The sequence below is a fragment of the Algoriphagus formosus genome, assembly GCF_002807035.1.
Taxonomy (GTDB): Bacteria; Bacteroidota; Bacteroidia; order Cytophagales; family Cyclobacteriaceae; genus Algoriphagus; species Algoriphagus formosus.
Genome location: NZ_NIUC01000002.1, coordinates 1158034 through 1184517, shown reverse-complemented (window position 1 = coordinate 1184517; position 26484 = coordinate 1158034). Strand labels below are relative to the sequence as shown.

The following is a 26484-nucleotide window of genomic DNA, read 5'->3' as shown; positions in this document are numbered from 1 at the left end:
TGTGGATGCAAAGGTACGCCTACTTACGATTTTTGCAATATTCAAGAGTGGAAATTTTTTTGAAAAATCGAAAAATTCAATCTCCGATTCCTTAAAACTCGTAGGACCCAATGATTTTGAGCATTTCACCGACGTTTTTTGCCCCTAGCTTTCTAAGGATATTCTTCCGATGGGTCGCTACAGTATTGACTGAAATATTCAATTTATCGGCGATTAGCTTAGAAGAAAGCCCATCCAAAATAAATTGCACAACCTCCTTTTCCTTATTGCTAAGCTTAATTTTCTTTTTCTCGGGAGCACTTTTTGTCACCAATACCCGGGTGCCATCATCCTGTGTATAAGAATAGGTCCAATCATAACTATTCACCTTGGGCGGGGTATGAAGCTCAAAGATGATATGAAGATCCATCGCAAAGTTACCAGCCTTATCTATAAAGTACGGCCGAACCTTCGCCATCATCCACTTTATCTCCCTAGTGGTACGATGTACCCATCTGGTGGTATAAGAAAACTCAAAGGTGTGCCTTTCTGCCAAAGACAATTGATGGAATTGGTCAAATACGATCTTCTGGAATTTAAACATCTCTTCCCTGTCTTCGGGGTGAAGCATCGTGAAGGATACTTCCATTCCTTTCTTTCGAAAAATCGATTCAGGATAGCCTGTAATTCTTTCTACTTCACCCGTGAAAAAAGCAAGGTTTAAATTTCGATAATCAAAACAGGCAATAACCAAACCTTCTCGAATCCCAATATTTTTACTGAGGGCTTCAAGCTCTTCCATCAACCTTTTTTCATTCGGATGGGCTTTAAACTCCTGCTCAGCCCAGTTCTGAAAAAATTTGGTATACTGGTCCTGTTTCTTAAGGTCTTTTAGAAATACTTTATCCATACTTTTCATATGAATCGGCTTAATTAATGTAATTATAACTATTAAAAATCAATCGAGTTTTTTCTTGACCTCATGGAGTTTGAGTAAAGCTTCTATTGGGGAAATGGAATTAATATCCACTTGGTCCAAGAGTTCCTTTGCTTCCTTGAACTTAGGGTCCATTTCAAAAAGATTGAGTTGATAGTTGTTTTTCGGTACTGATTTAAGATTTTCCTTGCCTTTCTGAAGCGCTTTGTCCTTTTCCAAATGACCCATAATCTCAGAAGCTCTAAGGACAATGGGGTTTGGCATTCCAGCCATTTGAGCCACATGGATACCAAAACTATGCTCGCTTCCTCCTGGCTTCAATTTACGCATAAAGATCACTTTATTTCCTACCTCTTTCACCGACACGTTGAAGTTTTTTATTCTTGGAAAGTCTTCAGTTAGCTGATTGAGCTCATGATAATGTGTTGCAAACAGCGTCTTGGCCTTAAAGGTCGGATGATTATGCAAATACTCGACAATAGACCAGGCTATGGAAATCCCATCGTATGTGGAAGTTCCCCTTCCAATTTCATCCATCAAGACCAGACTGCGTCCCGAAAGATTATTCAAAATACTCGCAGTTTCGGTCATTTCCACCATAAAGGTAGATTCTCCCTTGGATAGATTATCAGAGGCACCGACTCGGGTAAATACCTTGTCTATGATTCCTATTCGCGCAAAAGAAGCCGGCACAAAACTTCCCATCTGAGCCATCAGTACCACCAATGCTACCTGACGGAGCAGGGCAGACTTACCCGCCATATTTGGACCGGTAATGATCAAAATCTGCTGGCTATCGTGATCTAGATAAATATCGTTGGGGATATAATCCTCTCCAGGAGGAAGTTGTCGCTCGATCACAGGGTGCCTACCATCCTTGATTTCCAGCGTATCCGTATCAGCGATTTTTGGCTTGACATAATTATTGGTCAGTGCCACCTGAGCAAATGACAGCAAGGCATCCAGCGTCCCGATTACTCTTGCATTCTGCTGTATTTGCGTGACAAACTGAGCGGCCTCTTCCACGAGCAAAGTGAAGTACTTCTGCTCCAAAGCAATCATCCGCTCTTCAGCATTAAGGATTTTTTCTTCGTACTCTTTAAGTTCGGGAGTGATATAACGCTCCGCATTTACCAGGGTCTGCTTTCGGATCCACTCCTGAGGTACTTTATCCTTGTGAGCATGAGTAACTTCAAGATAATATCCAAAAACCTTATTGAAAGCAATTTTAAGGGATGTAATCCCGGTATTCTGAATTTCACGCTGCTGGATTTGGACCAGAAAATCCTTTCCCTTGGTGGCTAGACTTCGATATTCATCCAATTCATTATCTACTCCGTCCTTGATGACTCCTCCTTGATGAATGAGCATGGGAGCGTCTTCCTGAAGTTCCTTGTCGATTTTTTCCAAAAGGTAATCGCAAGGGTAAATCTGATCTGACAAACGCTTGAGCGTCGCATTTTTTTGGGATTTCAAAAGCTCCTTTACGGGTAAAGTTGCTTTGAGTGCCCGTTTGATTTGATTCATTTCCCTTGGGTTCGCTCTACCAACAACCACCTTGGAAATCAATCGCTCCAAGTCACCGATCATTTTGAGTTGACCCATGATTTCTTCAATCAAATGTGGGTTTTGGACAAAAAAATCGACTACATTCTGACGTTCTTCAATGGGAGCCTTTTCTTTCAAAGGCAAAACCATCCACTTTTTCATCATGCGTGAACCCATCGGAGTGACTGTCTGATCCAAAACCTGAATCAGTGGTACTCCTCCCTCATGCTGTGGAAAAACCAATTCAAGGTTACGGATGGTAAACTTATCCAACCAGACATATTTTTCCTCCGCAATTCTTGAAATAGCAGAGATGTGTTGTATTTCCTTATGCTCGGTTTCCTCCAGATAATGTAAAACAGCTCCTGCGGCCACTGTTCCCATTTCAAGCTCCTCGATACCAAAGCCTTTCAGGTTTGCAGTACCAAAATGATTTTTCAGCTTTTCATAAGCAAAGTCATATTGGAAAACCCAGTCCTCGCAGTGAAAGGTTATAAAATCGTTTTTGAAAAGATCAGAAGCTTGATTTCTTGCCGTTTTAGAAAAAATAATCTCCGAGGGGGCAAAGCTTTGGAGCAGTTTTTCCACATAGGAGCTACTTCCTTCTGCGCACATAAATTCACCGGTAGAAACATCCAAGAAAGCCAGCCCATGCTTTTCCTTTCCAAAATGAATAGAGGCCAAATAATTGTTCTTCCGCGTGTCAAGAACTTGATCATTATAGGAAAGCCCTGGAGTTACCAGTTCGGTCACCCCTCTTTTCACAATACCCTTGACTGACTTGGGGTCTTCAAGCTGATCACAAATGGCGACGCGATTTCCTGCCCGCACCAGCTTTGGGAGATAATTATCCAAAGAATGATGAGGAAAACCAGCAAGCTCAATATGTGAAGCCGCCCCATTGGCACGCTTGGTCAGGACTATATCCAGCACCTTGCTAGCTGTAACCGCATCTTCACCAAAGGTTTCATAAAAGTCCCCCACCCGAAAAAGCAGCAATGCTCCGGGATGCTTTGCTTTGATCGCATTATACTGCTTCATCAAGGGTGTTTCCTTACCATCTTTGGACTTACTCATACCTGCTGGTGAATTCTGTTAAATTTGGGGATTGAAATAAAGCTGAAAATAATCCATAAGCAAGGTAGATCAAAAAAGATGAAGAAATTAAGTATGGAAGAACTCGATCGGCTGTCGGTTGAGGAATACAAAGAGACCAAGAAATCACCAATCTGTCTGGTTTTGGATAATATTCGAAGCCTCAATAATGTGGGTTCTGCATTCCGAACCGGGGATGCTTTTCGAGTCGAGAAAATCTACCTATGCGGAATTACCGGAAAGCCACCTCACCGGGACATTCAAAAAACTGCGCTCGGAGCTACTGAATCCGTGGAATGGGAATATTGCCTCAATACGCTCCAAGCTATTCATAAACTCAAAGCTGAAGGCTATCTAATCTGTGCCTTTGAGCAGGTAGATCAGTCAACTTATTTAAATGAGTTTATACCTGATCCGGAAAGAAAATTTGCCTTGATTTTTGGAAATGAAGTCTTTGGAGTAGAAGACGATGTACTAAAAGAATGTGATCAAGTACTTGAAATACCCCAACTTGGCACCAAGCACTCTTTGAATATTTCGGTCACACTTGGAATAGCACTTTGGGATTTGATGGTCAAACTCAGGCAATTCAATCAATGAATCGGTAGCGGATTCCGAAGGTTCCTCTCAAATAATCAAAATCACCAACCAGAGGAGCCAATTCAAAATGAAAACCGAAATCCTTTCGAGCAAATGGAAAGGCGTTCAGTCCAATAGGTATCACTAGGCCATCAATGTCACCTACTCTACCTCCAAACCCACCATAAATTTCCACACTCTCCTTTTTCATAAGTAAAAAGTTTGCTACTAATTCTACATCAAAATCAGTCAGAAAATCATTGGTACCTAATCGAAATTCGGGTACAAATCGCTCCCCAAATTGATTATTGATCCCAATAAAAGGCAAAGATCCGTGATGATAAGAAACTGTAACTTGGGAAAAGGCTAGACTAGAAAAAAGGCCAAAAACGAGAATTAGAAAAGTTTTTTTCATTGTGTAAAATTAAATTGTGTAAATTATTGGTTTAGGATTTCTTTTATTTTGATATGAGTTTTGATCATGTTGGAGCTCGCTTTAGCTACCACCTTACCGGACTCCTTTCGAATTACGGATTCCCAATGATTTAGGTTTGATCCGGAGCGAACTAATTTTGCAGAAACCTCAACTTTTTCTCCAAGTTTGGCTGAAGACAAAAAATCCACATTCAAATTGATGCTTGTCATCAGGACTTCGGATTCGGAGACAAAGTTTGCCATCCCGATGACATCATCCATCATCAAGGAAGCGATCCCGCCATGAAGGATTTTTGCTGGATTGCACATGTCAGGCCGGATAGTATAAGATACTTTGACGAAACCCGGCTCGATTTCCAATAATGTGCCCGACAACCAATTACCAGCTGCAGAGGGAGTTTGGTCGAGGGTTTTACCAATTTGGGATTTAAAAAACTCAAGTTGTGGTGAGGTCATAATTTGATTTAGTTTTCGATAATCCGAAAATAGTCTTCAAAAGTAAATTTGACAGCGTCTTTTTCAGATTCAGAGCTCCAAAGTGGAATTTTTTGATCTTCGTCTAGTAAAAACAGTTTTACCTCCTCTTCTAGGAGTTTTTGGAGCTCAGTGACCTGCTCAAGGTGATCAAACTTATTTCCATTTTCAAAATTCAACAGTCTTGTTTGACCGTTTTCCTCAAAAGACAATCGAATGGGCCAATCTATGTTCTTTGGCTCTAAATAAAGATAACTTTCATCTTTCTGACTGTTTAAAATGAGGACCAATATCAAGGTTTCCTCTTCGCTTTCTAAACCGAAGCCGTTATGGCGATAAAGGACCATTCCCGCATCGCTTCGATTCTCGCGCACATAATTGATAGCTTTTAGATTGAGAAAATATAGACGAGAAGCTGAAGTCATCCGGAAAGTTCTGTCCTCTCCAGAGTTATTAGCACGATAAGAGTCAAAAAAAGAAAAAACCACCACCAAAAGGATAGAAGCCGCACCGAAGATTTTAATGATTTTTAGAAGCTCCGGAGTAAGGATGGGATCTTTGGAAGGCATGCTTTAGATTTCTTGAAGTAGCTTTTGGCGTGTTTCAAGTAATAAAACCCAGGCTGATTCGATATGTTTCTCCGTGACGTCGGTTTGCCCGATGACCCATCGAATTACATATTTCCCATTCAATTTAGTGTGGGAAAAAAAAGCTTTGCCGGTTTCATTTACAGCTGCCATCCACTTTTCATTAAACTGATTTTCAGCATTTTGATCTCCTGAACTCAATTTTTGCCGGAAGCAAATGGTATTGAACTTTACAGGAGCTAAGATTTCCAAATCATCGGTTTGGTTGATCCACTGCACTACTTTTTGGGTAAGCATCAGGTGATGACGCAGCTTTTCTCGAATTCCATTAAGGCCATAGCTCCGGATCACAAACCATAGCTTCAAAGCGCGAAACCTCCGACCCAATTGAATTCCCCAATCGCGGTAATTGTTGACTTCTTTGTCCAAATCAGTCTTTAGGTATTCAGGAGTAAGTGAAAATGTTTGGACAAGGTCCTTGGGATCCTTCAAGAATAAAACAGTGCAATCGAAATTAGTGAACATCCACTTATGTGGGTTGAAAACATAGGAATCCGCAGCTTCATGCCCTTTGATGAGACTTTGAAACTCGGGTAAAAGCAGAGCAGTGCCTGCAAAAGCAGCGTCGATGTGATGCCAAATGCCAAATTTTTGAGTGATTTCCGAGATTTTACCGATCGGGTCTACTGCTGTACTGGAGGTAGTGCCCAGAGCAGAGACTACACAAAGAGGCGTTTTTCCAGCATCAATATCCTTTTGGATGGCTGCTTCCAAAGCCTCAGGAATCATCGCAAATTCCTCATCTACTTCAATTCTGACGAGATTGTCCACACCCAGACCTGCGATTCGAATCGCCTTGTCAATAGATGAATGCACGTGGGAGGAGGAATAGATTCGGTAATGTTCTTTACCTGAAAAACCCTTCTCATTGATTCCCCAATTAGACTTTCGCTCTCGAGCAGTCAAAATCGCGCTCAAAGTGGCCGTACTTGCGGTATCGTGAATGACTCCCTTCCATGTTGAATCAATTCCTTTTGCATCCCGAAGCCAGTCACAGACGCACTCCTCGAGCTCTGTAGCGGCAGGAGAAGTGAGCCAAGACATGCATTGTGCTCCCAAAGTGGACATAAGCATTTCTGCCAAAATGGAGGGCTCAGAATTATTTGCGGGGAAATATCCAAAAAAAGCCGGATGCTGCCAATGAGTCATTCCTGGCACAATGATTTCCTGAAAATCCTGAAAGATCTTTTCAAAGTCCTCTCCCTGATCAGGGGCTGTGGAAGGCAATTGATCATAAATTTCTCTAGGCTTGACCGAAGGAGTTACCGGATATTTTTCCTTTTCTTCCAGGTAGTCCGCCATCCAATCCACCAGCTGGTGGGCATATTTTCTAAATTCTTGTTTATCCATTTTCAATCTATCTCACATAGGAGCCCGAATTGATGTCTATTGACGTGCCTGTTGCATGATCTGCAAGACCGGAGCAAAGCAAAGTCACCATCGGCGCCATATCTTCCGGCCTGGCAAGTTCTTTAAGAGCAATATCTTTTAAAGCAAAGTCTTCACCATACACTGACAAAATCTCATTGGCCATGTCTGTTTTGGTGAATCCAGGAGCTATCAAAAATGCCTTGATGCCTTCTTTGCCATAATGTCTAGCAATCGATCGGGTCAAGCTGACCAAAGCCCCTTTGGATGCGGCATAGGCCAAATAGTCCGTCGTATCGCCCCGAAAGGCTGCTCGAGAAGAAATCATCACAATTCGCCCATTTTGCCGTGGTTTTGCCTGATCGATAAACTCCTTACACAAAATGCCAACTGCAGTGGCATTGACTGCCATGGTTTTTTCCCAAACTTTCAGCCATTCATCCGTCTCCAAAGAATCGGGTGCTGAAGGGGATATCCCAGCATTATTGACCAAAGCGGAAATAGGCCCATATTTCTCTACCAATTTGGGAATAAAACCCATTACCTGATTGCTATCTGCTAAATCACAAGGCTCCAAATGAGAAGGGTTTTTCAATTCAGCCTGTAAACTTTCCGCTTCTTTTCTGTTGGAATTAAAATGAATAATCACTTCTGCTCCTGAGTCGGAAAGTTGTTTTGCGATAGCACGACCTATACCGCGTGAAGCTCCGGTGACAAGGATTCTTTGATTTTCAAGGGAAACGTACATGATTTTTAAATTTTACCAGTTTTCTCGAAGGGCCAAATGCTGAATATGAGCTAAATGATGCAATCCATGCCAAGCATAAAGATGAGTAGCTTCCGATAGAGGAACCTTTTTTTGGGATTCGGGATGGAAATAGCAGCGATCAAAATCCTCAGCACTCATGCTTTCAAGCAAAACAGCCCATTTAAAATGGATTTGCTTGAGCAAAATAATGGATGATTCAATGTCAAGATAGCTATCTGCCAAATTTGCCCATGAGGCTTCCAAATATGGTTTGATGGTAGGTGTGTCCTCTGTCAAAGTGAGTTTAAAGCGGATAAAAGCATTCATATGGCTGTCAGCCAAATGGTGCACCACTTGCCTCACGGACCATCCGCCCGGTCGGTAAGGACTATCCAACTGAGCCTTTGAAAGTTTGGCAGTCGCAGCTTCAATCAATTCTGGGAATTGGGTGATTTCTGAAATAACCGTTTCCAAATCCGGCTTTTCAGGCATAGAAAACCTGCCAATGGGATATTTGAGTGATTCGATGTCTATCATTTTTCAGTACCCTCCGCCTGCAGCGATGGTAGCCAAATCTACTGTTTTTGCTCCATTCTCCCACAAAATAGTTGCAGAAGCGGCAAGTGTAGCGCCCGTGGTAATCACATCATCCACCAAAAGGAGGTTTTTGCCTAGTATCTGAGCGGTATTTTTTATCTCAAATACTCCAGAAACGTTCTCGATTCGTTCTATTCTCGACTTATTGGTTTGCGTTTCTGTCCATTTGCGTCTTTCCAGACAATTTTCGACAGTAATAGCCAAAACTTCCGCGATTCCTTTCGCAAACTCTTCACTTTGATTATATCCTCTTCGTTTGAGTTTTTGAGGGTGCAAGGGAACAGGCACGATAGCATCCCAAGTGCCGGCGAAGTCGGTTTCGATCAAAATTTTACCAAAAAGATTTCCCAAAACCCTTCCTAATTCTGGCTTATTTCGGTATTTGAGCGTATGAAGTAGCTTTTGGCTCATACCCTTTCGGGAAAACTTCAGAAAAGAGATACAACGCGAGACGGGACAAAGACCTTGAAGCTTTTGTGTTAAGTCATTATCTGTCGGTCGAAGGTGGTAACTTGAAACAGGTAGTTTGTTTTTACAAATACCACAAAGACTCAATTCCCAATCAAACAGGTTCCTTCCGCAAGACACACAATTTTGCGGAAAAATCAGATCCAAAAAATCTTTGAAGAAGAATAAACGCTTTGGATTAAAAGGCTGTTGTTCATGGGTCATACAGATATCTGTATATTTGCAGATTATTCAACACTAATGCATTAATTTAATGGGTTTATTGGAAGAATTCAACGATTACCGCGCTAAAATGAACGAGCGGATTCTCGCTGAGGACAACAAGGTGATCAAAAGGTTCTTCAACCTCGACACCAATGCTTATGCTGCTGGAGCTTTAGATATCAAAAGCAAAGAAATGATTGGTTTGGCTTGTTCCATGGTGATGCGATGCGACGACTGCGTCAAGTACCATTTGGGCTCTTGCTTTGAGTCCGGAGTCACGAGAAAAGAAGTATTTGAGGTCTTTTCTATTGCTGTTTTGATCGGTGGATCTATCGTCATTCCGCATTTAAGAAGAGCCGTAGAGTATTGGGAAACACTTGAAAATCAATAGTTTATAATGTTTAAAAGAGATCTTGATTTAGAAAGAAAGTGGGGAAAGTTGCTTCTAGAATTGGAAGAAACTATCGGTAAGAAACCCAAGGATCTCAATGGAGTCTTGTTTTTAATTGGGGTACAGGAACTTGGTAAGGGATCAAAGCATTTCTCTAAAGAAGAAAAGCAGGACTTGATGCACATTGCCATTTGTAAAGTTCTCAGCTATGCCGGTTATTACGAACTTGAATATGTAGACCAGGATGGTTGGCCTCATTGGAATTTAAAACAAGAGTTACCACACTTCGACTTGTTGGAGCAGGAGAAGTTGTTGAAAATCCAAGTATTAGAATACTTTGAAAAAGAATACGAACTGCAAATAGATTAAGATGAAAATTCTCTCCTATAATGTCAATGGAATCCGAGCAGCCATGAACAAAGGCTTTGCTGATTGGCTTGCAAAAGAAAATCCGGATATCATTGGTATACAGGAACTTAAGGCCCATGAAAACCAAGTAGAAACCCAGGTTTTCAAAGACTTAGGCTATAATTTGTATTGGTTTCCAGCTGAGAAAAAAGGCTATTCTGGTGTGGCTATATTTTCCAAATCCACTCCAAAAAATGTGAAGTATGGAATGGGTCTGGAAAAGTACGATCAAGAAGGCAGAATAATACAGGCAGATTTTGAGGACTTCTCATTTCTGTCTGCCTACTTCCCATCTGGTACCACCGGTGATATTCGACAGGACTTCAAATACGAATTCCTAGACGATATCTTCGGCTACATGCAAGACCTAAGAGAAGAGAATCCAAATTTGATCTTGAGTGGTGATTATAACATCTGCCATAAGCCTATAGATATTCACAACCCTGTTTCTAATAAAAACTCAAGTGGATTCCTTCCAGAAGAAAGAGCTTGGATGGATAAATTCACTGAATCAGGATTTATCGATACATTCCGTCACTTCAATCAGGATCCACATCAATATTCGTGGTGGAGCTATCGAGCAAATGCCAGAAACAAAAACTTAGGATGGCGAATAGATTATCATATGGCAACTCAAGCCATGGAAAGTCGTTTGAAAAGTGCTAATATTCTCCAAGATGTGATCCACTCAGATCATTGTCCTATCTCTTTGGAAATAAAGGAATTATAAAATTATTTGTTGCTATAGTCAAAATTTTATCATGAACTCCATAAAAATTTCAATACCCTCATTAATCGATAATATCAAGATAATTGAAAGCTTCATCGATAATGCAAGGGAAAAGTTTGATATTAATGATGACATCTATGGCAACATCATGATTTCTGTAACAGAATGTATCAGCAACGCCATTCTACACGGAAATCAAAGTGATAAGGAAAAACTGGTTCATTTAGAATTAATGGCAGAGGATGACAAATTAAGTTTTGTCATCGAAGATGAAGGAAATGGGTTTGAAATTGATAATCTTCCGGATCCAACTGCACCCGAAAATATTGAGAAACCAGGGGGTAGAGGAATCTTCTTGATCAAGCATCTAAGCGATGAAGTAAAATTTGAAAACCAAGGAAAGAAAACCATTCTTTCTTTTTACATGGATTGAAATGGCGATTCATTTCTTTACTGAAGACACAAGCTTCAATTTAGCTCAAAAAAGAGTTCGCAAAGGTTGGCTTAATTCACTTGCCGCCTCAGAGGGTTTTCAAATCGTAGAACTCAATTACATCTTCTGCTCAGATGAATACCTTCATAAAATCAATTTAGAATATCTAGATCATGACACCTTAACTGATATCATCACATTTGATAATTCGGAAGAGGAGAATGTTATAGAAGGAGACATCTTTATTAGCATAGAAAGAGTTAAAGAAAATGCCAAGACTCATAAATCAGAGTTGCAACAAGAACTTAGCCGAGTCATAGGTCACGGATTATTCCACCTCATGGGTTATAAGGACAAAGAAGAAGGGGATGTAAAAGCCATGAGAAGAAAGGAATCAGAAGGAATTAAATTATTCGAAGAATTAAGTGTTCCACGTGAAACAGGAAAATAACCCTTCCATGTTCCACGTGAAACAGTAAAGAAAATACACATGTTCGATCAATACGATGTCATTGTAGTAGGGGCAGGCCATGCGGGCTGTGAAGCAGCACATGCTGCAGCAAAGATGGGTTCCAAGGTGCTTTTATGCACCATGAATATGAACACCATTGCTCAGATGTCTTGTAATCCTGCAATGGGTGGAGTAGCAAAAGGACAGATAGTCCGGGAAATTGATGCACTAGGAGGTATGTCTGGTATAATTTCAGACAAATCCATGATTCAGTTTCGAATGCTCAACCGATCTAAAGGGCCTGCAATGTGGTCTCCAAGATCCCAAAATGACCGAATGCGCTTTGCAGAAGAGTGGAGATTAGCCTTAGAAAGAAACCCAAATGTAGATTTCTGGCAGGAAATGGTAACCGGTATTGTGGTGAAAGGCGGACGAGTAGTTGGCGTACGAACTGGTATGGGCATAGAAATAGCTGGTAAATCTGTCGTTCTTACAAATGGAACGTTCCTAAATGGAATCATACATATAGGCGAAAAGCAATTTGGAGGAGGAAGAACAGGCGAATCAGCATCAAAAGGAATCACCGAGCAATTGGTTGAATTGGGATTTGAATCTGGAAGAATGAAGACAGGAACACCACCTAGAGTGGATGGTCGAAGTCTAGACTACTCTAAAATGGAGATCCAATATGGAGATGAAAACCCTGAAAAATTCAGCTATTCTGATGAAACAAGCCCTTTAAAAGAACAAAGAACTTGTTGGATTACATATACCAATAAAGATGTTCATGAGACGTTAGAGACCGGTTTTGATCGTTCACCCATGTTTAATGGACGAATTCAAGGCCTGGGACCTAGGTATTGCCCATCCATTGAGGACAAAATCAATAGATTTGCAGAACGCGAAAGACATCAAATTTTCGTAGAACCAGAAGGTTGGAATACTGTTGAAATCTATGTAAATGGCTTTTCAACCTCATTACCTGAGGACGTTCAATATAAAGCCATGCGGCAGATACCTGGGTTTGAAAATGCGAAAATGTTCCGTCCAGGATATGCCATTGAATATGACTTTTTCCCTCCAACACAATTGAGTCTAACCCTTGAGACAAAGCTAGTAGAGAATCTATTCTTTGCCGGTCAGATAAACGGCACCACGGGATATGAAGAAGCTGGATCACAAGGATTAATAGCTGGAATTAATGCTAGCTTGAAAGTTAAAGAGAAAGACCCTTTTGTCCTTCAAAGATCAGAAGCATACATCGGAGTACTAATCGATGATTTGATCAATAAAGGTACAGAGGAACCTTACCGAATGTTTACTTCCAGAGCTGAGTTCCGATTACTTCTAAGACAAGATAATGCAGACATTAGACTTACGGAGAGAGGATATCAGATTGGACTGGCAGAACAATCACGCTTCGATAAAGTACAGAGCAAAAAAGAAGAAACTGCTCGGTTGATAAACGATCTAAAACAGAAAAAGCTGGAACCTGCTATTTCCAATGAAATTCTTGAAGAAATAGGAACGGCTACAATTCGGGAGAAGATTTCAATAGAAAAGCTATTGAAAAGGCCGCAGATCGGTGTAAATGAATTGAAAATGCTGGATAAGGACTTAGAAAGCTATCTTTCAGGTTTCGCCCAGGATGTATTGGAGCAAGCAGAGATCCAGATCAAGTACGATAGCTACATCGAAAAAGAACGGCAAATGGTTGAGAAGCTGTCGAATATGGAAGATTTCAAAATACCTCAAAAATTCGATTATCTTCAGGTTCCTGCTTTATCCGCAGAAGGTAGACAAAAGCTCAATAAAATTAGGCCAATTACCTTAGGACAAGCTTCAAGAATAAGCGGAGTATCACCCGCAGACCTTTCTATTCTTACTGTATACTTAGGAAGATAAAATGCTAAAGAGACAAAATAAATGCCCACTCTGCAAAAGTGGGCATTTTCTTAATTACCAAACCATCAAAGATTTTGCGGTAAGTCAGGAAGATTTTATCCTCTGTCACTGCCAGGAATGCAACCTTATATTTACGAATCCAAGACCAGGGAAAAAGTCAATAGCTAAATACTACGAGTTCGATGAGTACTATTCCCATTCAGATGATTCAAACTCTTTAATCTCAAAAATTTACAATCAAGTACGCCAAATAAATATCAAGAAAAAATATAAGCTAATCAGCTCTCTTGGTACAGATAAAAGTATACTCGACATAGGATGTGGTACCGGGGAACTCCTTAAGTTTTTTCAGAGTAAAAATTGGAAGGTATCAGGAATAGAACCAAGTAAAACTGCTAGAAAGCTAGCTGAAGAGAAATTAAAGATTCAGATAGACGAAAAGCTAGAAAATATACCGTCATCGGAAAAATTTGATATCATCACATTATTTCATGTCTTAGAACATGTTCACGGATTAAGAAAAGCAGTAAAAAATATTATAACCCTCTTAAAATCAGATGGTTATATATTAATAGCGCTACCTAATCACCAGTCTGCAGATGCATCGAAATACAAAGAATATTGGGCAGGTTGGGATGTACCAAGACACCTTTATCATTTTGATACCAAAAGCTTTGATAATTTGGCGAACAAGTTTAATCTCCAAATAGTCGAGAGATATCCGATGACTTTCGACAGCTATTATGTCTCCTTGTTATCTGAAAAATATTTAAATCCTGAGAATCAAAACTTAACCTCTTTAGCAAAGTCTTTTATTTCAGGACTGAATTCAAATTTGAAAGCAAAGGAATCAGGAAATTATTCTAGCATTCTCTACATACTTAAGAAGAAGTGAAAAAATTAAGAATTATCATACTTTTTTTAGCTGCCATCAGTTTTAGCAGATGTGCGAAACAGTCTTCTCCACAAGGAGGACCAAGAGATGAAGAACCACCCAAACTACTTCAGTCTAATCCTGAAACCCAAGAACTAAACACAAAACCAGAGGAAATTGTACTGCAATTTGATGAATATATCAAGCTGGACAATCCTTCCAAAAACATCATCATAACTCCAAGACTCCAAAAGGATGAAATCGTAACTACAGCTCTCAAGGATCGAGTAGTAATCGAGTTAAATCAAGAATTAGAAGATAGCACTACTTACGTATTCAATTTCCAAAATTCAATCCAAGATTTATCAGAAGGTAACCCCGCTGAAAATCTAAAGATTGTGTTTTCTACAGGCCCATTTATTGACAGCCTAACTGTTTCCGGTTCTGTAAACCATTATTGGCCAAAGAGACAGTTTGATTACCGGGATGTAATCATCGGTCTATATTTAGAAAATGATACAACAGATTTATTTACGGCCGCTCCATACTACTTGACAAGAGCGGATAGTCTAGGGAATTTTGTCATTGAAAATATTAGAGCTAATAGGTACAGAGCTTACGCTTGGCATGACGCAAACAACTCCACTAAGGCAGAATCTAAATCAGAGGCATATGATTTTTTACAGGACACAATAACAGTAGAATCAAATCTTGAAGGTCTTCAATTTAATTTGTCACAAGCTGACTTAAGTGAATTAAGATTTTCAAGATCAAGCTTCACCAATGGCAGCTATGATATAATTCTCAATAAATCGACGGTAGAGGATAACATTGGAGTAGAAGGACTAGGGGAATCCATATTCTATTCGAAGGAAGAAAGCACCTTAAAACTTTTCTCAACAGAAGAAATAGCAGACAGTATTCAGGTTAATCTCTTATTAAAAGACTCTGTAGGAAATAAAATTGATACAGCTATTTGGGCCAAATTTCCCAAGAATGAGAGAAGACCAGATGACTTAACAGTATCAGCCAATTCAGGATTAAATTTCACAGATACACTAAAGGCCATCCTAAAATTCAACAAACCTATCAAAGAGATTAAGACTGACTCTTTATTTATACCAATCGATTCCACGAATCAAATACAGATAGAAAGACAGATGTTCTTCTTCACAGATAGTTTAAAAAGAACCGAGTTAGCCATTAACATACCAGTATTGGATAGCTTACCTATTCAGATATTCACCCTCACTGCAATGGACTCCACCTTTCTAGATATCACAGGCACCTACAATGGAGAGGCATTAAGAGCTAATTACAGGCAGATCAAACCTGAGACTTTAGCGGATGTATTGTCAGGTAATATTGAAGGGAGTAATGGCCCATTTATACTCCAATTGCTAGATTCCAAGGGAGAAAAAGTACGTGAGAAAATAATTGAAGACGGAAATGAATTCACTCTTCAAAATCTACAACCAGGAAACTATCAATTAAGAGTAATCGAGGATAGCAATGGAAATAAACGATGGGATCCTGCTAATTTTTATGAAAATAGATTAGCCGAAAGAGTCTTCTATTTCAAGGATGATACAGGAAAAATAGGAGAAGTGATTCTCAAAAGCGGATGGACTAATGAGGGAATAATTATAAAAGCTAGCAAACCAACCGGATACTAGAGCGAGATAATGCTGTGGATAAGTGGCAAAATGGAAGTGGAAAACAAGCTTCCATTAACTGGAAAAAAACTACTTATCCATACAAGCATTCATGAAAAAAGATTGGATCCCAAAATCGGTGCAAAACTGATCATCTTTCCACTTTAAGAAATCATCTTATCAACAGCAGGATTAATAACATGCTTTCAACATCCAAGTATCAACAAGTAAAAACAATAAATAACAAATAACTGATTTTTAGATATTTATATGTTAACAAAATGGGGAAAAGCTATTTATAAATACAGAAGAAATAGGAAAACAAGTGGAAAAATCAGTAATCAGTAATTATCCACTTATTAACACCCTTAATAACCTTAATAAGAAATTTTTTAAATCTTTTTCTTTTTTACAATTAGTATAAGAAGCGGTGGATAAACCTCTTCTGATGGAATATTTTTTTGCCTATATTGGTTCAGACAAAACAATAACCCAATGGACCTAAAACGCTTATTCGATCTCATTCCTTATCAGATTTCCAAATACAATAAAGAGGTAGCTCTTTCCCGAAAACAGGATGGTCAATGGATTACTTATTCCTCCAGAGATTTAAAATCCATAGTAGATAGCCTGAGTTTGGGATTTCTTGCCAAGGGAATCAAGTCTGAGGATAAGGTTGCCATCATTTCAGATAATAGACCCGAGTGGAATTTTATTGATTTGGCGCTACAGCAAATTGGTGCAATCTCAGTCCCCATGTATCCGACTATTTCTAGCGAAGATTACGCTTATATTTTCGGGCATGCATCAGTGAAAATGATTTTTGCTGGGGACCAGACCATTTTCGAAAAGGCCAAAGAAGCAGCAAAAGGGCAAGAGATTTTTACCTTCGACAAACTAGATGGAGCTTCTCACTGGGAGGAAGTGATGAAACTGGGTGAGGATGGTGATTTGGCGCAACTGGAGACAGAAAAGGATAAAATAAAATCAGAGGATCTATTCACCATTATCTATACCTCAGGTACAACAGGCAGACCAAAAGGAGTCATGCTTACCCATCACAATGTACTTTCAAATCTGCTTTCGGTCTCAAACATCATGAGTCCCGTTCCAGGAGAGGGAAAAGTTCTCAGTTTTCTACCTCTCTGTCATATTTTTGAGAGAACAGCTTCTTTTTGTTTTATGTATATGGGATTCTCAATTTATTATGCTGAGAATCTCGAAAAAATTGGTGATAACCTAAAAGAGGTACAGCCACATTTATTCAATACAGTTCCAAGATTATTGGAAAAAGTCTATGATAAAATCGTGGCCAAGGGCTATGAGCTGACAGGAATAAAAAAGCAGCTGTTTTTCTGGGCACTTAATCTTGGGCTTAAATATGATCCGGCAAAAGACATGGGTGGCTGGTATAATACCCAATTAAAAATCGCCAATAAGCTGATATTCTCGAAATGGAGAGAAGCGCTTGGTGGGAATATTATGCAAATCAATTCCGGAGCATCTGCTCTCCAACCCAGATTAGCTCGAGTATTCTGGGCTGCGGGAATAAAAGTTTGTGAAGGATATGGTTTGACAGAGACTTCACCGGTCGTTACGGCCACTCTGACAGAAGCTGAAAAGGTACGAATAGGTTGGGTTGGGAAAATTGTGAAAGATGTGGAAGTAAAAATCGCTCAGGATGGAGAAATCTTGGTGAAGGGACCGAATGTCATGCAAGGTTACTACCGCGAGCCTGAAATGACCGCAGATGTGTTAAAAGACGGTTGGTTTCATACCGGAGACATCGGTGAACTTGACGGAGATTTCCTACGGATTACCGATCGCAAGAAGGAGATGTTCAAAACATCAGGTGGAAAATATATTGCTCCTCAACCGATGGAAAATAAATTTAAAGAGTCTACTCTAATCGAGCAATTGATTGTAGTCGGTGATGGCCAAAAATTCCCTGCAGCTTTGATCGTCCCTAGTTATGATGGACTCCGGGAATACTGCAAGCATAAAGAAATCCCGTACACGACTGATGAAGAAATGATTGCCCGACAGGATATAATCGAAAAGTATCAGCGTGAGGTCGATAGTTTCAATAAATATTATGGTAAATGGGAGCAAATCAAAAAATTCAAACTGCTTTCACAGCCTTGGGGCGTGGATAGTGGGGAACTAACGCCAACCATGAAATTGAAGCGGAAAGTCATCCATGAAAAATTCCAAAAGGAGATCGCAGAAATATATGCTTAGTAAAAGCATTTGATTTGAATCAAAAATTCGATTCTTCATCAAAATTTAACCTTAGGCTTCATCTCAGAATTAAATTCTGAAATTGAAGCCTTTTTTATAGAATATTTTGTTTAATACTTTAATAATGAATTTTTAATTAATAATATTTTATTAATAACCCATTTATCAATTAAAAATTTGTGATGCATGCATAACTTTTTTATCAAAATAGTATGCATGCATACAAAATATTTCTAAATTGAGCTTCTCTAAATTCAGGCGAAAACTTGTAAATGAAGCGAGAAGAAACAGTAGACTATCACATCAAGAGTGCTTGGCACGCAATATCAAGGATGTACAATCAGCAGGCAGCTGCCGAGGGATTCACCACGGCTATAGGATTTGTGCTGATCAATATTAATTCCAAGGAAGGAACTCCTGCTACCAAGATAGCTCCCATGATAGGATTGGAGACCAGAAGTCTCACCCGAATGCTTAAAACCATGGAAGAGAAGGGATTGATTTTTAAGAAGCAGGACCCTTCTGATAAGCGTTCCGTTCGGATTTTTCTTACTGAAGAAGGAAGAAGAAAAAAGGAAATTTCGGTACAGACGATCAAAGAATTTAATGAACAAGTGCGGGAGGTAATTCCCGAGGAAGATTTGCAAAACTTCTTTCAGGTTTTTGAAAAGCTCCAACTTGTCATTGATCAATTCAGTGGATCGGCTGTCAACAAACCCATATTTGAATTATAAACCTCAGACTACCAAAAACCCAAAAAAATGAACAAAACCATTAAAAAAGTTGCCGTTTTAGGTTCCGGAGTGATGGGTTCCAGGATAGCATGCCATTTCGCCAATATTGGCGTTGAAGTGCTTTTGTTGGATATCGTACCATTTGAACTCACAGAAGAGGAACAGAAAAAAGGGCTAACGAAAGAGCATCCGGCAGTTCGTAACCGAATTGTGAATACAGCTCTTCAAAGTACTATGAAATCCAAGCCTTCGCCTATTTATGAAAAGAGCTTGGTAAGCAGGATTTCTACAGGAAACTTTGATGATGATCTTCCTAAAATCAAAGATGTAGATTGGATAATCGAAGTAGTGGTAGAGCGATTGGATATCAAGCAGCAATTGTTTGAAAAGGTCGAAAAGTATCGAAAGCCAGGTACCTTGATTACGTCCAATACTTCAGGGATTCCTATGCATATGATGTGTGAAGGAAGATCAGAAGATTTCCAAGTAAACTTTGCAGGTACACACTTTTTTAACCCACCTCGATACCTGAAGCTTCTTGAGATCATTCCTGGTCCTAAGACAAAACCCGAGATCATTGATTTTCTGATGGATTATGGAGATCGCTTCTTGGGTAAAGAAACGGTCCTTTGTAAGGATACTCCAGCATTTATTGCCAATCGTGTCGGTGTATACGCAATCATTTCAGGCATGCATGCTATCGAAAAAATGGGATTGGGGGTATCTGAAGTTGATAAACTGACCGGCACCGTCATAGGAAGAGCAAAATCTGCCACTTTCCGAACCATGGATGTGGTTGGTCTGGATACCACAGTCAATGTTGCCAACAATCTTTATAAGGCTTTACCTCATGATGAATCTCGTGAGAAATTCAAACTGCCAAAAATTGTTGAGGTTCTTTATGAAAACAAATGGTTTGGTGATAAAACCGGTCAAGGCTATTTCAAAATGATCCGTCACAAAGACGGTAGAAAAGAGCTCAAAGAACTTGATTTCAACACTTTTGAATACAAAGATGTAGAAAAGCCAAAATTCAAAGCACTTGAAGCATCCAAAGAGATAGATGATCTCAAGAAGCGAATCAAGTTCTTGGTCAACTTTGATGACAAGGCCGGAGAATTCTATCGGGTTTCTTTTTATGACCTATTCAAATATGTATCACACCGTATTCCGGAAATCGCCGATGAATTGTATCGCATCGATCAGGCCGTTTGCGCAGGTTTCGGTTGGGAGCTGGGACCATTTGAGACCTGGGATATTTTAGGAGTAAAAGAGACAGTAGAAAAAATGGAAGCGGCAGGTGAAAAAGCTGCAGCTTGGGTTCATGAAATGCTCGAAGCAGGTCATGAGTCATTCTACAAAGTAGAGGGAGGTAAAAAGAAATACTACGATATCCCATCTAAGTCCTATGTAGAAATACCGGGAATGGATGATTTCATCATTCTAGATACACTCAAAGCAGCAGACAAGAAAGTCTGGGGCAATGCAGGAGCTTCTATTTACGATATGGGAGATGATGTCATTGGTTTGGAATTCCATACCAAGATGAACTCCATGGGCGCAGAAGTCATAGAAGGCATCAATACTGCTATCTCTATGGCAGAAAAGTCCTATAAAGGCCTAGTCATAGGAAATGAAGGAGCAAACTTCTCAGCAGGAGCAAATTTGGCTATGCTATTTATGTTCGCCGGAGATCAAGATTACGATGAGATTAACTTGATGATCGCACAGTTCCAGAAAACGATGATGCGAGCAAGATATTCATCAGTTCCGGTAGTCGTAGCTCCGCATAATATGGCACTGGGAGGCGGTTGTGAACTATCCTTACACGCAGATCATATTCAAGCACATGCAGAGTTGTATATGGGTCTTGTGGAAGTTGGTGTTGGACTTATCCCAGCCGGCGGCGGTACCAAGGAAATGACCCGTCGATTTGCCAATGGTGTGGTAGCTGGAGATGTAGAGCTTAATCAGCTACAGGAATATTTCATGAATATCGCGATGGCTAAAGTTTCGACTTCTGCCGAAGAGGCAAGAGGCCTAGGATATTTGCGTCCTCAAGATGGAATCACCTTAAATCGAAAGCGACAGTTAGCTGAAGCAAAAGAGAAGGTTTTGGCGCTTTCTGGGGCAGGATATACCCAACCGCTCGAGCAGACGAACATCAAGGTCTTGGGAAAAACTTCCCTAGCGCTATTTGAAGCGGGAATCACAGGAATGATTTACGGAAAATATATTTCTGAGCACGATGCAAAAATCGCCAGAAAGCTAGCTTGGGTCATGTCTGGTGGAGATTTGTCCTCTCCAACGGAAGTTTCTGAGCAATACTTATTGGATTTGGAGCGTGAGGCATTCTTGAGTCTAACAGCCGAACCGAAGACGCTGGAAAGGATACACAGTATTCTATTTAAGGGAAAACCACTTAGAAATTAAAATTGAGTAGCAAGATAATAGTATCAAGTATCAAGACATAAATGACACTTATTATGCACAACTTCAAAAGTATTGGAAGCTGATCTTTCAGAGGTTCAAAGAATGATCATTATGCTTAAAAATTCATTGGAGTCTAAATCTTGATTCTAGTTTCTAACTTCTTGACTCTTCAATATCAATAAACCAAAAAATAAAATTACACGATGGATGCATATATAATTAATGGATATAGATCGGCGGTAGGGAAGGCCAAAAAAGGTGGTTTTCGTTTTTACCGTCCAGATGATTTGGCTGCTGACGTCATCAAACACCTGGTAGCAAATACACCGGGTCTGGAAGCCAAAATGGTCGATGATCTTATCGTTGGAAATGCGATACCGGAAGCTGAACAAGGAATGCAAATGGGTAGAATGATCTCCCTTTTGGCCTTGGGAATAGATAATCCAGGTTTTGTCATGAATCGATACTGCGGATCAGGCCTAGAAGCTATCGCATTGGCTGTAGGAAAAATCAAAGCTGGAATGGCCGATTGTATCATCGCAGGAGGTACAGAGTCTATGTCTTTGGTTCCTATGATGGGATACAAAACAGCGCTCAACTGGAAAATTGCTTCTGAGACACCTTCCTATTACCTAAGTATGGGATTGACAGCAGAAGAATTGGCTAAAGACTATGATATCACACGAGAAGCCGCTGATGCTTTTTCGGTAAGATCCCATGAGCGTGCTTTAGCAGCTATTCAAGAAGGCAGATTCAAAGATGAAATTGTTCCTGTCGAAGTGGAAGAGACTTACCTGGATGAAAAAGGTAAGCGCAAAACCAGAAAATATGTAGTAGATACAGACGAAGGTCCACGTGCTGGAACAAGCATGGAAGTACTTTCCAATTTGAAGCCTGCCTTTAAAAATGGAGGTCAGGTAACTGCAGGAAACTCATCCCAAACTTCAGATGGGGCGGCTTTTGTGGTTGTCATGTCTGAGCGATTGATGAAATCGCTTAATCTGGATCCGATGGCCCGAATGATGTCCTATTCTGTGGCAGGTGTAGATCCGCGAATAATGGGTATCGGTCCGAAGGAGGCTGTTCCGAAAGCATTGAAGCAAGCCGGACTTTCTCTAAATGACATTGACTTGATCGAATTGAATGAAGCCTTTGCTGCCCAGGCTTTGGCAGTGGTGAAAGCACTCGATTTGAACGAGGATATTATGAACGTAAATGGAGGAGCAGTAGCACTGGGTCACCCACTAGGTTGCACAGGAGCGAAGCTTTCGGTACAGCTTTTCAACGAACTCCGAAGAAGAAATAAAAAGCACGGCATGGTTACAGCCTGTGTCGGAGGAGGACAGGGAGTAGCTGGGATATTTGAACTGCTTAAATAACATTTATAGAACCAAGAAACAAGACACTAGGGATGAGATCTTTTGACTCAATAATTAAGCTTTAAGCTATTCTTCTCATTGTCTGATTTCTAATCTCTAAAACTTTAAAACATGACTACTATTTCAAAATCAATTCAAGGAGGAGAGTTCCTCATCCGGGAGACAGAGGCACAGGATGTCTTTATTCCCGAGCAGTTTAGCGAAGAGCAAAAAATGATGGCTCAGGCCTGTCAGGATTTTATCGATACGGAAATCACACCAAATATCGAGGAGATTGACAGTATGAAAAACCCAGATCTCGTTCCATCTATTTTCAAGAAAGCTGGTGAATTGGGTCTTTTGGGTGTATCTGTTCCAGAGCAATATGGCGGTTTGGGAATGAGTTTCAATACTTCCATGTTGATCGCAGATATTATCGGTGCAGCAGGGTCTTTCTCCACTACCTATGGAGCCCATACTGGGATCGGAACACTGCCGATTCTTTACTACGGAAATGAGGAGCAAAAACAGAAATACCTTCCTAAGTTGGCTACAGGAGAATGGGCTGCATGCTATTGCCTGACTGAGCCGGATGCAGGTTCTGATGCCAATAGTGGAAAGACAAAAGCTACACTTTCCGAAGATGGGAAGCACTACCTCATCAATGGGCAGAAGATGTGGATTTCCAATGCCGGATTTGCAGATATTTTTATCGTTTTTGCCAAAATCGAGGATGATAAAAACCTGACAGCTTTCATCGTGGAGAAGACCTTTGGAGGTATTACCATGAACGAGGAAGAAAAGAAGATGGGAATCAAAGGTTCTTCTACTCGTCAGGTATTCTTCAATGATTGTCCTGTTCCAGTTGAGAATATGCTTTCTGATCGTCAAAATGGATTCAAGATTGCAGTAAATATTCTCAACATTGGTCGTGTGAAACTCGGAGCCGGTGTTTTGGGCGGAGTTCGTACAGTTACCAGTTTGGCTGTTAAATATTCCACCGAGCGAAAGCAATTTGGGACTAGCATCAACTCATTCGGAGCTGTAAAACGAATGCTGGCAGAAATGGCTGTTCGCACCTACGTTTCTGAATCACTCTGCTACCGTGCCGGTCAGGATATCGAAGATAGAATGGATGCTCTCGAGGCAGAGGGTTTGTCCGATGCGGATGCAAAGTTGAAGGCATTGGAGCAGTTTGCTATTGAGGCGGCTATTGCCAAAGTACATGGATCGGAAGTACTTGATTTTGTAGTGGATCAAGGAGTTCAGGTCTATGGAGGAATGGGATATTCTGCAGATGCGCCAATGGAGCGTGCATATCGTGATGCTCGTATCGCTCGAATCTATGAGGGAACGAATGAGATCAACCGTATGCTCATGGTTGGAATGCTGTTGAAGCGGGCGATGAAAGGCGAAATCAATCTTTTCGAACCAGCAATGGCAGTTGCAAATGAGTTGACGGCTGTTCCATCTTTTGAAACAGTAGATACTTCAGAGCTTTTCGCAGCAGAAAAAGAAGTACTCAAAAAGCTCAAAAAAGTCTTCTTGATGGTAGGCGGTAAAGCAGCAATGGCTCTTCAGGACAAAATCGAAGATGAGCAGGAAGTAATGATGAATTTGGCAGACGTAATGATTGAAATCTATGCTGTCGAATCAGCTATTCTGCGAACAGAAAAACTTGTGGGAATCCAAGGTGAAGAGGCTTGCAAAAATCAAATTGCCATGTCTCAGGTCTACCTATCTGAAGCTGTGGATAAAATCAATGCTGCTGCTAAGGAGGGAATCGCTTCTTTTGCAAAAGGAGACGAGCAAAAAGTAATGTTGATGGGATTGAAGCGATTTACAAAAATCGACTTGATCAACACCAAGGAGCTCAGAAGACAAATCGCAGACTATATGATTGAGCAGGGGAAATACCCTTTCTAATTTATATTTAGAATAATTGAGAGAGGCTGATTCAAAGGAATCAGCCTCCTTTTTGTTTCAGTTTTTTAAAGCTTAGGATATTTCTCCCAAAAGCGCTCAGATTCTGCTAAGTTTTCTAAGTACTCATTCGTTTGATCATAGCCCTTTTTCATGATCTGTTTCCACTTTTTATCATCCATAAAGCCTACTCCTTTGAGGTTTAGCTCAAAATAATGCGACACTTTATCTTTTGTGATTTCCTGCTTTTGCAGACTATTAAGTGTAAGCGAATTGATGATAATTGAACCCACAGAAGGAATTTTATAATGCTTCTTTCCGCGCAACTTATCCCATAGAACTGCCCATCCGGAAGGAGCGTCTTGATAATTCACCTTTCGCTCAGGAAGCCCCGAAAGAGAAATAGCAATGATTTTGGAGACAGGATAGCGATACATTGGTTCGATCGGCAAGTTGTCCATGACGGCTCCATCCACATGCAAGTAATGATCTATGACTACCGGAGGAAAAACTCCCGGAATAGCCATACTTGCAGCGAGTTGCTTCCAAAGCAAACCTTGATCATGAATTTTCATGGTTGCTTTCGAAAAATTGGTAGAGACGCAATAGGAGTTTACCCAAATGTCTTCCATCGCATACTCTCCGAAAGTTTCCTGGATAAACCGAATCACCTTTTTCCCTGAGAGAAATGAAACCATAGGAATGGTTAAGTCATTGGAGGTTAGTTTGCTTTTTACTGATTTGGAGACAGTTTCTTCGATTTGTTCAAATTCAAAATCAAAGAAACTCATACAAATTCCGTAGATCGCGCCTGCACTGGTTCCTCCCAGAAAGTCGATATCAATGCCTTTTTCTTTCAGAGCTCGCATCACTCCGATGTGTGCATAGCCTTTGGCACCACCCCCACCCAAAACAAGTCCTACAGCTTGATTGGTTAGAATTCTACAGATTCGTGCACTGTCTTTTTTATTCCCTTTTCGGAGATGGATATGCATGTGTATAGGTCGCTTCATCAACCATCTACCAGTTCCCCTCGTCAAGGAAGGGTTTTCCTCATGCAAGAGTAGAAGGTAGATCTTTTTATTGAGAATACTTTGGTCATAGAGTTTCAATTCTTTTTCGATTGGTCGAATTCTCGCTTCTGCCTCAAAAGGTGCAGCAAGAATGACCAAATCGGCATAGACCAGGCATTGATGAGACCAAATTGGTTGCTCTCCACTGCAAACAAGAATATTGAGCCCTTCATGTTGCTCTAGAGAGTCAAAAAATTCATCATCGTGGATCTCTGTCTGAGACTCATAATCATAAACTTGCACAGGTACTTTCAGCTCCTCAAAGTATGCCTTGAGATCATCCGTCCATGGGTTCAGGTCTAAATTATCCTGCAGGTTGACAAGTGCGATGTTTTTCGGCGCGGCAGTTTTATTTTGCTGAAAGGTATTTCTTCGAAGTCGCTGAATCACAAAATTGGTCAGTGAACTTGCCAAAGCTGGGTTTCTGGATACAAGCGTCTGATATTCTTCCAGTGTAAATTCCAAAACAGTTGACTTGCGAATTGCCAGTACTGACGCCATCCTAGGCTCGCGGGTAAACAAGGCAAATTCTCCTACCGGCTCACCCTGTCCTATATCTCCTAGAATTCTTGTCCCGCTAGGTTCTTCTTTGATCGCTCTTAATCTACCGGTAAGTACAATGTAAAGTACATTTTCCTTGTCCCCTTGATGAAACAGATAATTTCCTGTTTCCAAAGTTTTCTTTGTACCAATTTTGAATATTTCGTCAAGAAGGGTTTCATCGATTCCATCAAAAAGACGATTAAAAAGGGCATGGTAATGCGCATTAAAATTTTCCATTGAAAGGCTTGATCCG

24 protein-coding genes are annotated in these 26484 nt (G+C 40.4%); 14 read left to right on the top strand and 10 right to left on the bottom strand.

Translation table 11 applies throughout. From position 1 onward, the window contains the following. Positions 1–91 precede the first annotated feature (91 nt). Together CDH51_RS11345 and mutS are read right to left on the bottom strand one after the other, a co-directional pair. The gene (locus tag CDH51_RS11345) at positions 92–889 is read right to left on the bottom strand and encodes a LuxR C-terminal-related transcriptional regulator (RefSeq protein WP_026946194.1); all 798 of its coding nucleotides are present in this window, start codon (positions 887–889) and stop codon (positions 92–94) included. A 48-nt stretch (positions 890–937) separates the two neighbouring features. Further along, positions 938–3541 (bottom strand): DNA mismatch repair protein MutS, encoded by a 2604-nt coding sequence (gene mutS / locus CDH51_RS11340; RefSeq protein ID WP_100628673.1) that lies wholly within the window; start codon positions 3539–3541, stop codon positions 938–940. A 78-nt stretch (positions 3542–3619) separates the two neighbouring features. Between mutS and CDH51_RS11335 the strand changes: the two genes are divergently transcribed. Beyond that, positions 3620–4159, top strand: a complete 540-nt coding sequence (locus CDH51_RS11335) for an RNA methyltransferase (protein ID WP_100629426.1) — start codon at positions 3620–3622, stop codon at positions 4157–4159. Here CDH51_RS11335 and CDH51_RS11330 read toward each other — a convergent pair. From CDH51_RS11330 to CDH51_RS20385, 7 genes are read right to left on the bottom strand one after another with little or no spacing between them, the layout of a single operon-like run. Beyond that, a complete protein-coding gene (locus CDH51_RS11330) occupies positions 4149–4553 on the bottom strand; it encodes a hypothetical protein (protein ID WP_100628672.1) in 405 nt (134 codons plus the stop codon). The genes CDH51_RS11335 and CDH51_RS11330 overlap by 11 nt on opposite strands. A gap of 23 nt (positions 4554–4576) precedes the next feature. Continuing rightward, on the bottom strand, positions 4577–5029 hold the full coding sequence (locus CDH51_RS11325; RefSeq protein ID WP_100628671.1) for a PaaI family thioesterase: 453 nt from the start codon (positions 5027–5029) through the stop codon (positions 4577–4579). 8 nt (positions 5030–5037) lie between these two features. Next, complete coding sequence (locus CDH51_RS11320) at positions 5038–5616, bottom strand: hypothetical protein (protein WP_100628670.1); 579 nt, start codon at positions 5614–5616, stop codon at positions 5038–5040. A gap of 3 nt (positions 5617–5619) precedes the next feature. Continuing rightward, positions 5620–7044: a pyridoxal phosphate-dependent decarboxylase family protein gene (locus CDH51_RS11315; RefSeq protein WP_100628669.1), complete on the bottom strand. Its 1425-nt coding sequence runs from the start codon at positions 7042–7044 to the stop codon at positions 5620–5622. Positions 7045–7051: 7 nt separating this feature from the next. Continuing rightward, positions 7052–7810: an SDR family NAD(P)-dependent oxidoreductase gene (locus CDH51_RS11310; RefSeq protein ID WP_100628668.1), complete on the bottom strand. Its 759-nt coding sequence runs from the start codon at positions 7808–7810 to the stop codon at positions 7052–7054. A 12-nt stretch (positions 7811–7822) separates the two neighbouring features. Next, complete coding sequence (locus tag CDH51_RS11305) at positions 7823–8347, bottom strand: YfiT family bacillithiol transferase (RefSeq protein WP_100628667.1); 525 nt, start codon at positions 8345–8347, stop codon at positions 7823–7825. 3 nt (positions 8348–8350) lie between these two features. Next, a complete protein-coding gene (locus CDH51_RS20385; RefSeq protein ID WP_317045940.1) occupies positions 8351–8818 on the bottom strand; it encodes a ComF family protein in 468 nt (155 codons plus the stop codon). A gap of 310 nt (positions 8819–9128) precedes the next feature. Here CDH51_RS20385 and CDH51_RS11295 point away from each other — a divergent pair, with 310 nt between their 5' ends. From CDH51_RS11295 to CDH51_RS11235, 13 genes are all read left to right on the top strand, one after another. Further along, complete coding sequence (locus CDH51_RS11295; protein ID WP_024284207.1) at positions 9129–9470, top strand: carboxymuconolactone decarboxylase family protein; 342 nt, start codon at positions 9129–9131, stop codon at positions 9468–9470. A 6-nt stretch (positions 9471–9476) separates the two neighbouring features. Continuing rightward, positions 9477–9839, top strand: a complete 363-nt coding sequence (locus CDH51_RS11290) for a hypothetical protein (RefSeq protein WP_024284208.1) — start codon at positions 9477–9479, stop codon at positions 9837–9839. Between the two features lies 1 nt (position 9840). After that, positions 9841–10608 (top strand): exodeoxyribonuclease III, encoded by a 768-nt coding sequence (locus tag CDH51_RS11285; RefSeq protein ID WP_100628665.1) that lies wholly within the window; start codon positions 9841–9843, stop codon positions 10606–10608. 31 nt (positions 10609–10639) lie between these two features. Beyond that, positions 10640–11041, top strand: a complete 402-nt coding sequence (locus CDH51_RS11280) for an ATP-binding protein (RefSeq protein WP_024284210.1) — start codon at positions 10640–10642, stop codon at positions 11039–11041. After that, positions 10995–11492 (top strand): rRNA maturation RNase YbeY, encoded by a 498-nt coding sequence (gene ybeY, locus CDH51_RS11275; RefSeq protein ID WP_317045939.1) that lies wholly within the window; start codon positions 10995–10997, stop codon positions 11490–11492. Before CDH51_RS11280 ends, ybeY begins: the two co-directional genes overlap by 47 nt. 39 nt (positions 11493–11531) lie before the next feature. Next, complete coding sequence (mnmG, locus tag CDH51_RS11270; RefSeq protein WP_100628663.1) at positions 11532–13397, top strand: tRNA uridine-5-carboxymethylaminomethyl(34) synthesis enzyme MnmG; 1866 nt, start codon at positions 11532–11534, stop codon at positions 13395–13397. A gap of 1 nt (position 13398) precedes the next feature. Further along, on the top strand, positions 13399–14292 hold the full coding sequence (locus tag CDH51_RS11265; protein WP_100628662.1) for a class I SAM-dependent methyltransferase: 894 nt from the start codon (positions 13399–13401) through the stop codon (positions 14290–14292). After that, complete coding sequence (locus CDH51_RS11260) at positions 14289–15947, top strand: Ig-like domain-containing protein (RefSeq protein ID WP_100628661.1); 1659 nt, start codon at positions 14289–14291, stop codon at positions 15945–15947. Before CDH51_RS11265 ends, CDH51_RS11260 begins: the two co-directional genes overlap by 4 nt. Before the next feature lie 474 nt (positions 15948–16421). Beyond that, positions 16422–18167 carry an AMP-dependent synthetase/ligase gene (locus tag CDH51_RS11255; protein WP_100628660.1) on the top strand — a complete coding sequence of 582 codons (1746 nt, stop codon included), beginning with the start codon at positions 16422–16424 and terminating at the stop codon, positions 18165–18167. 272 nt (positions 18168–18439) lie between these two features. Beyond that, positions 18440–18901 carry a MarR family winged helix-turn-helix transcriptional regulator gene (locus tag CDH51_RS11250; protein WP_024284217.1) on the top strand — a complete coding sequence of 154 codons (462 nt, stop codon included), beginning with the start codon at positions 18440–18442 and terminating at the stop codon, positions 18899–18901. Positions 18902–18928: 27 nt separating this feature from the next. Further along, positions 18929–21334, top strand: coding sequence for a 3-hydroxyacyl-CoA dehydrogenase/enoyl-CoA hydratase family protein (locus CDH51_RS11245; protein ID WP_100628659.1), 2406 nt, complete (start codon positions 18929–18931; stop codon positions 21332–21334). Positions 21335–21537: 203 nt separating this feature from the next. After that, on the top strand, positions 21538–22713 hold the full coding sequence (locus CDH51_RS11240) for a thiolase family protein (RefSeq protein WP_100628658.1): 1176 nt from the start codon (positions 21538–21540) through the stop codon (positions 22711–22713). Between the two features lie 111 nt (positions 22714–22824). After that, the gene (locus CDH51_RS11235) at positions 22825–24618 is read left to right on the top strand and encodes an acyl-CoA dehydrogenase family protein (RefSeq protein ID WP_100628657.1); all 1794 of its coding nucleotides are present in this window, start codon (positions 22825–22827) and stop codon (positions 24616–24618) included. 65 nt (positions 24619–24683) lie between these two features. Here CDH51_RS11235 and CDH51_RS11230 read toward each other — a convergent pair whose 3' ends face one another. Continuing rightward, positions 24684–26468 (bottom strand): patatin-like phospholipase family protein, encoded by a 1785-nt coding sequence (locus tag CDH51_RS11230; RefSeq protein ID WP_100628656.1) that lies wholly within the window; start codon positions 26466–26468, stop codon positions 24684–24686. Positions 26469–26484 lie beyond the last annotated feature (16 nt).

Bases quoted from the DNA above. Each gene is read 5' to 3' on its own strand.
- CDH51_RS11345 (WP_026946194.1), bottom strand. From the start codon at position 889: ATGGATAAAGTATTTCTAAAAGACCTTAAGAAACAGGACCAGTATACC.
- mutS (WP_100628673.1), bottom strand. From the start codon at position 3,541: ATGAGTAAGTCCAAAGATGGTAAGGAAACACCCTTGATGAAGCAGTAT.
- CDH51_RS11335 (WP_100629426.1), top strand. From the start codon at position 3,620: ATGAAGAAATTAAGTATGGAAGAACTCGATCGGCTGTCGGTTGAGGAA.
- CDH51_RS11330 (WP_100628672.1), bottom strand. From the start codon at position 4,553: ATGAAAAAAACTTTTCTAATTCTCGTTTTTGGCCTTTTTTCTAGTCTA.
- CDH51_RS11325 (WP_100628671.1), bottom strand. From the start codon at position 5,029: ATGACCTCACCACAACTTGAGTTTTTTAAATCCCAAATTGGTAAAACC.
- CDH51_RS11320 (WP_100628670.1), bottom strand. From the start codon at position 5,616: ATGCCTTCCAAAGATCCCATCCTTACTCCGGAGCTTCTAAAAATCATT.
- CDH51_RS11315 (WP_100628669.1), bottom strand. From the start codon at position 7,044: ATGGATAAACAAGAATTTAGAAAATATGCCCACCAGCTGGTGGATTGG.
- CDH51_RS11310 (WP_100628668.1), bottom strand. From the start codon at position 7,810: ATGTACGTTTCCCTTGAAAATCAAAGAATCCTTGTCACCGGAGCTTCA.
- CDH51_RS11305 (WP_100628667.1), bottom strand. From the start codon at position 8,347: ATGATAGACATCGAATCACTCAAATATCCCATTGGCAGGTTTTCTATG.
- CDH51_RS20385 (WP_317045940.1), bottom strand. From the start codon at position 8,818: ATGAGCCAAAAGCTACTTCATACGCTCAAATACCGAAATAAGCCAGAA.
- CDH51_RS11295 (WP_024284207.1), top strand. From the start codon at position 9,129: ATGGGTTTATTGGAAGAATTCAACGATTACCGCGCTAAAATGAACGAG.
- CDH51_RS11290 (WP_024284208.1), top strand. From the start codon at position 9,477: ATGTTTAAAAGAGATCTTGATTTAGAAAGAAAGTGGGGAAAGTTGCTT.
- CDH51_RS11285 (WP_100628665.1), top strand. From the start codon at position 9,841: ATGAAAATTCTCTCCTATAATGTCAATGGAATCCGAGCAGCCATGAAC.
- CDH51_RS11280 (WP_024284210.1), top strand. From the start codon at position 10,640: ATGAACTCCATAAAAATTTCAATACCCTCATTAATCGATAATATCAAG.
- mnmG (WP_100628663.1), top strand. From the start codon at position 11,532: ATGTTCGATCAATACGATGTCATTGTAGTAGGGGCAGGCCATGCGGGC.
- CDH51_RS11265 (WP_100628662.1), top strand. From the start codon at position 13,399: ATGCTAAAGAGACAAAATAAATGCCCACTCTGCAAAAGTGGGCATTTT.
- CDH51_RS11255 (WP_100628660.1), top strand. From the start codon at position 16,422: ATGGACCTAAAACGCTTATTCGATCTCATTCCTTATCAGATTTCCAAA.
- CDH51_RS11250 (WP_024284217.1), top strand. From the start codon at position 18,440: ATGAAGCGAGAAGAAACAGTAGACTATCACATCAAGAGTGCTTGGCAC.
- CDH51_RS11245 (WP_100628659.1), top strand. From the start codon at position 18,929: ATGAACAAAACCATTAAAAAAGTTGCCGTTTTAGGTTCCGGAGTGATG.
- CDH51_RS11240 (WP_100628658.1), top strand. From the start codon at position 21,538: ATGGATGCATATATAATTAATGGATATAGATCGGCGGTAGGGAAGGCC.
- CDH51_RS11235 (WP_100628657.1), top strand. From the start codon at position 22,825: ATGACTACTATTTCAAAATCAATTCAAGGAGGAGAGTTCCTCATCCGG.
- CDH51_RS11230 (WP_100628656.1), bottom strand. From the start codon at position 26,468: ATGGAAAATTTTAATGCGCATTACCATGCCCTTTTTAATCGTCTTTTT.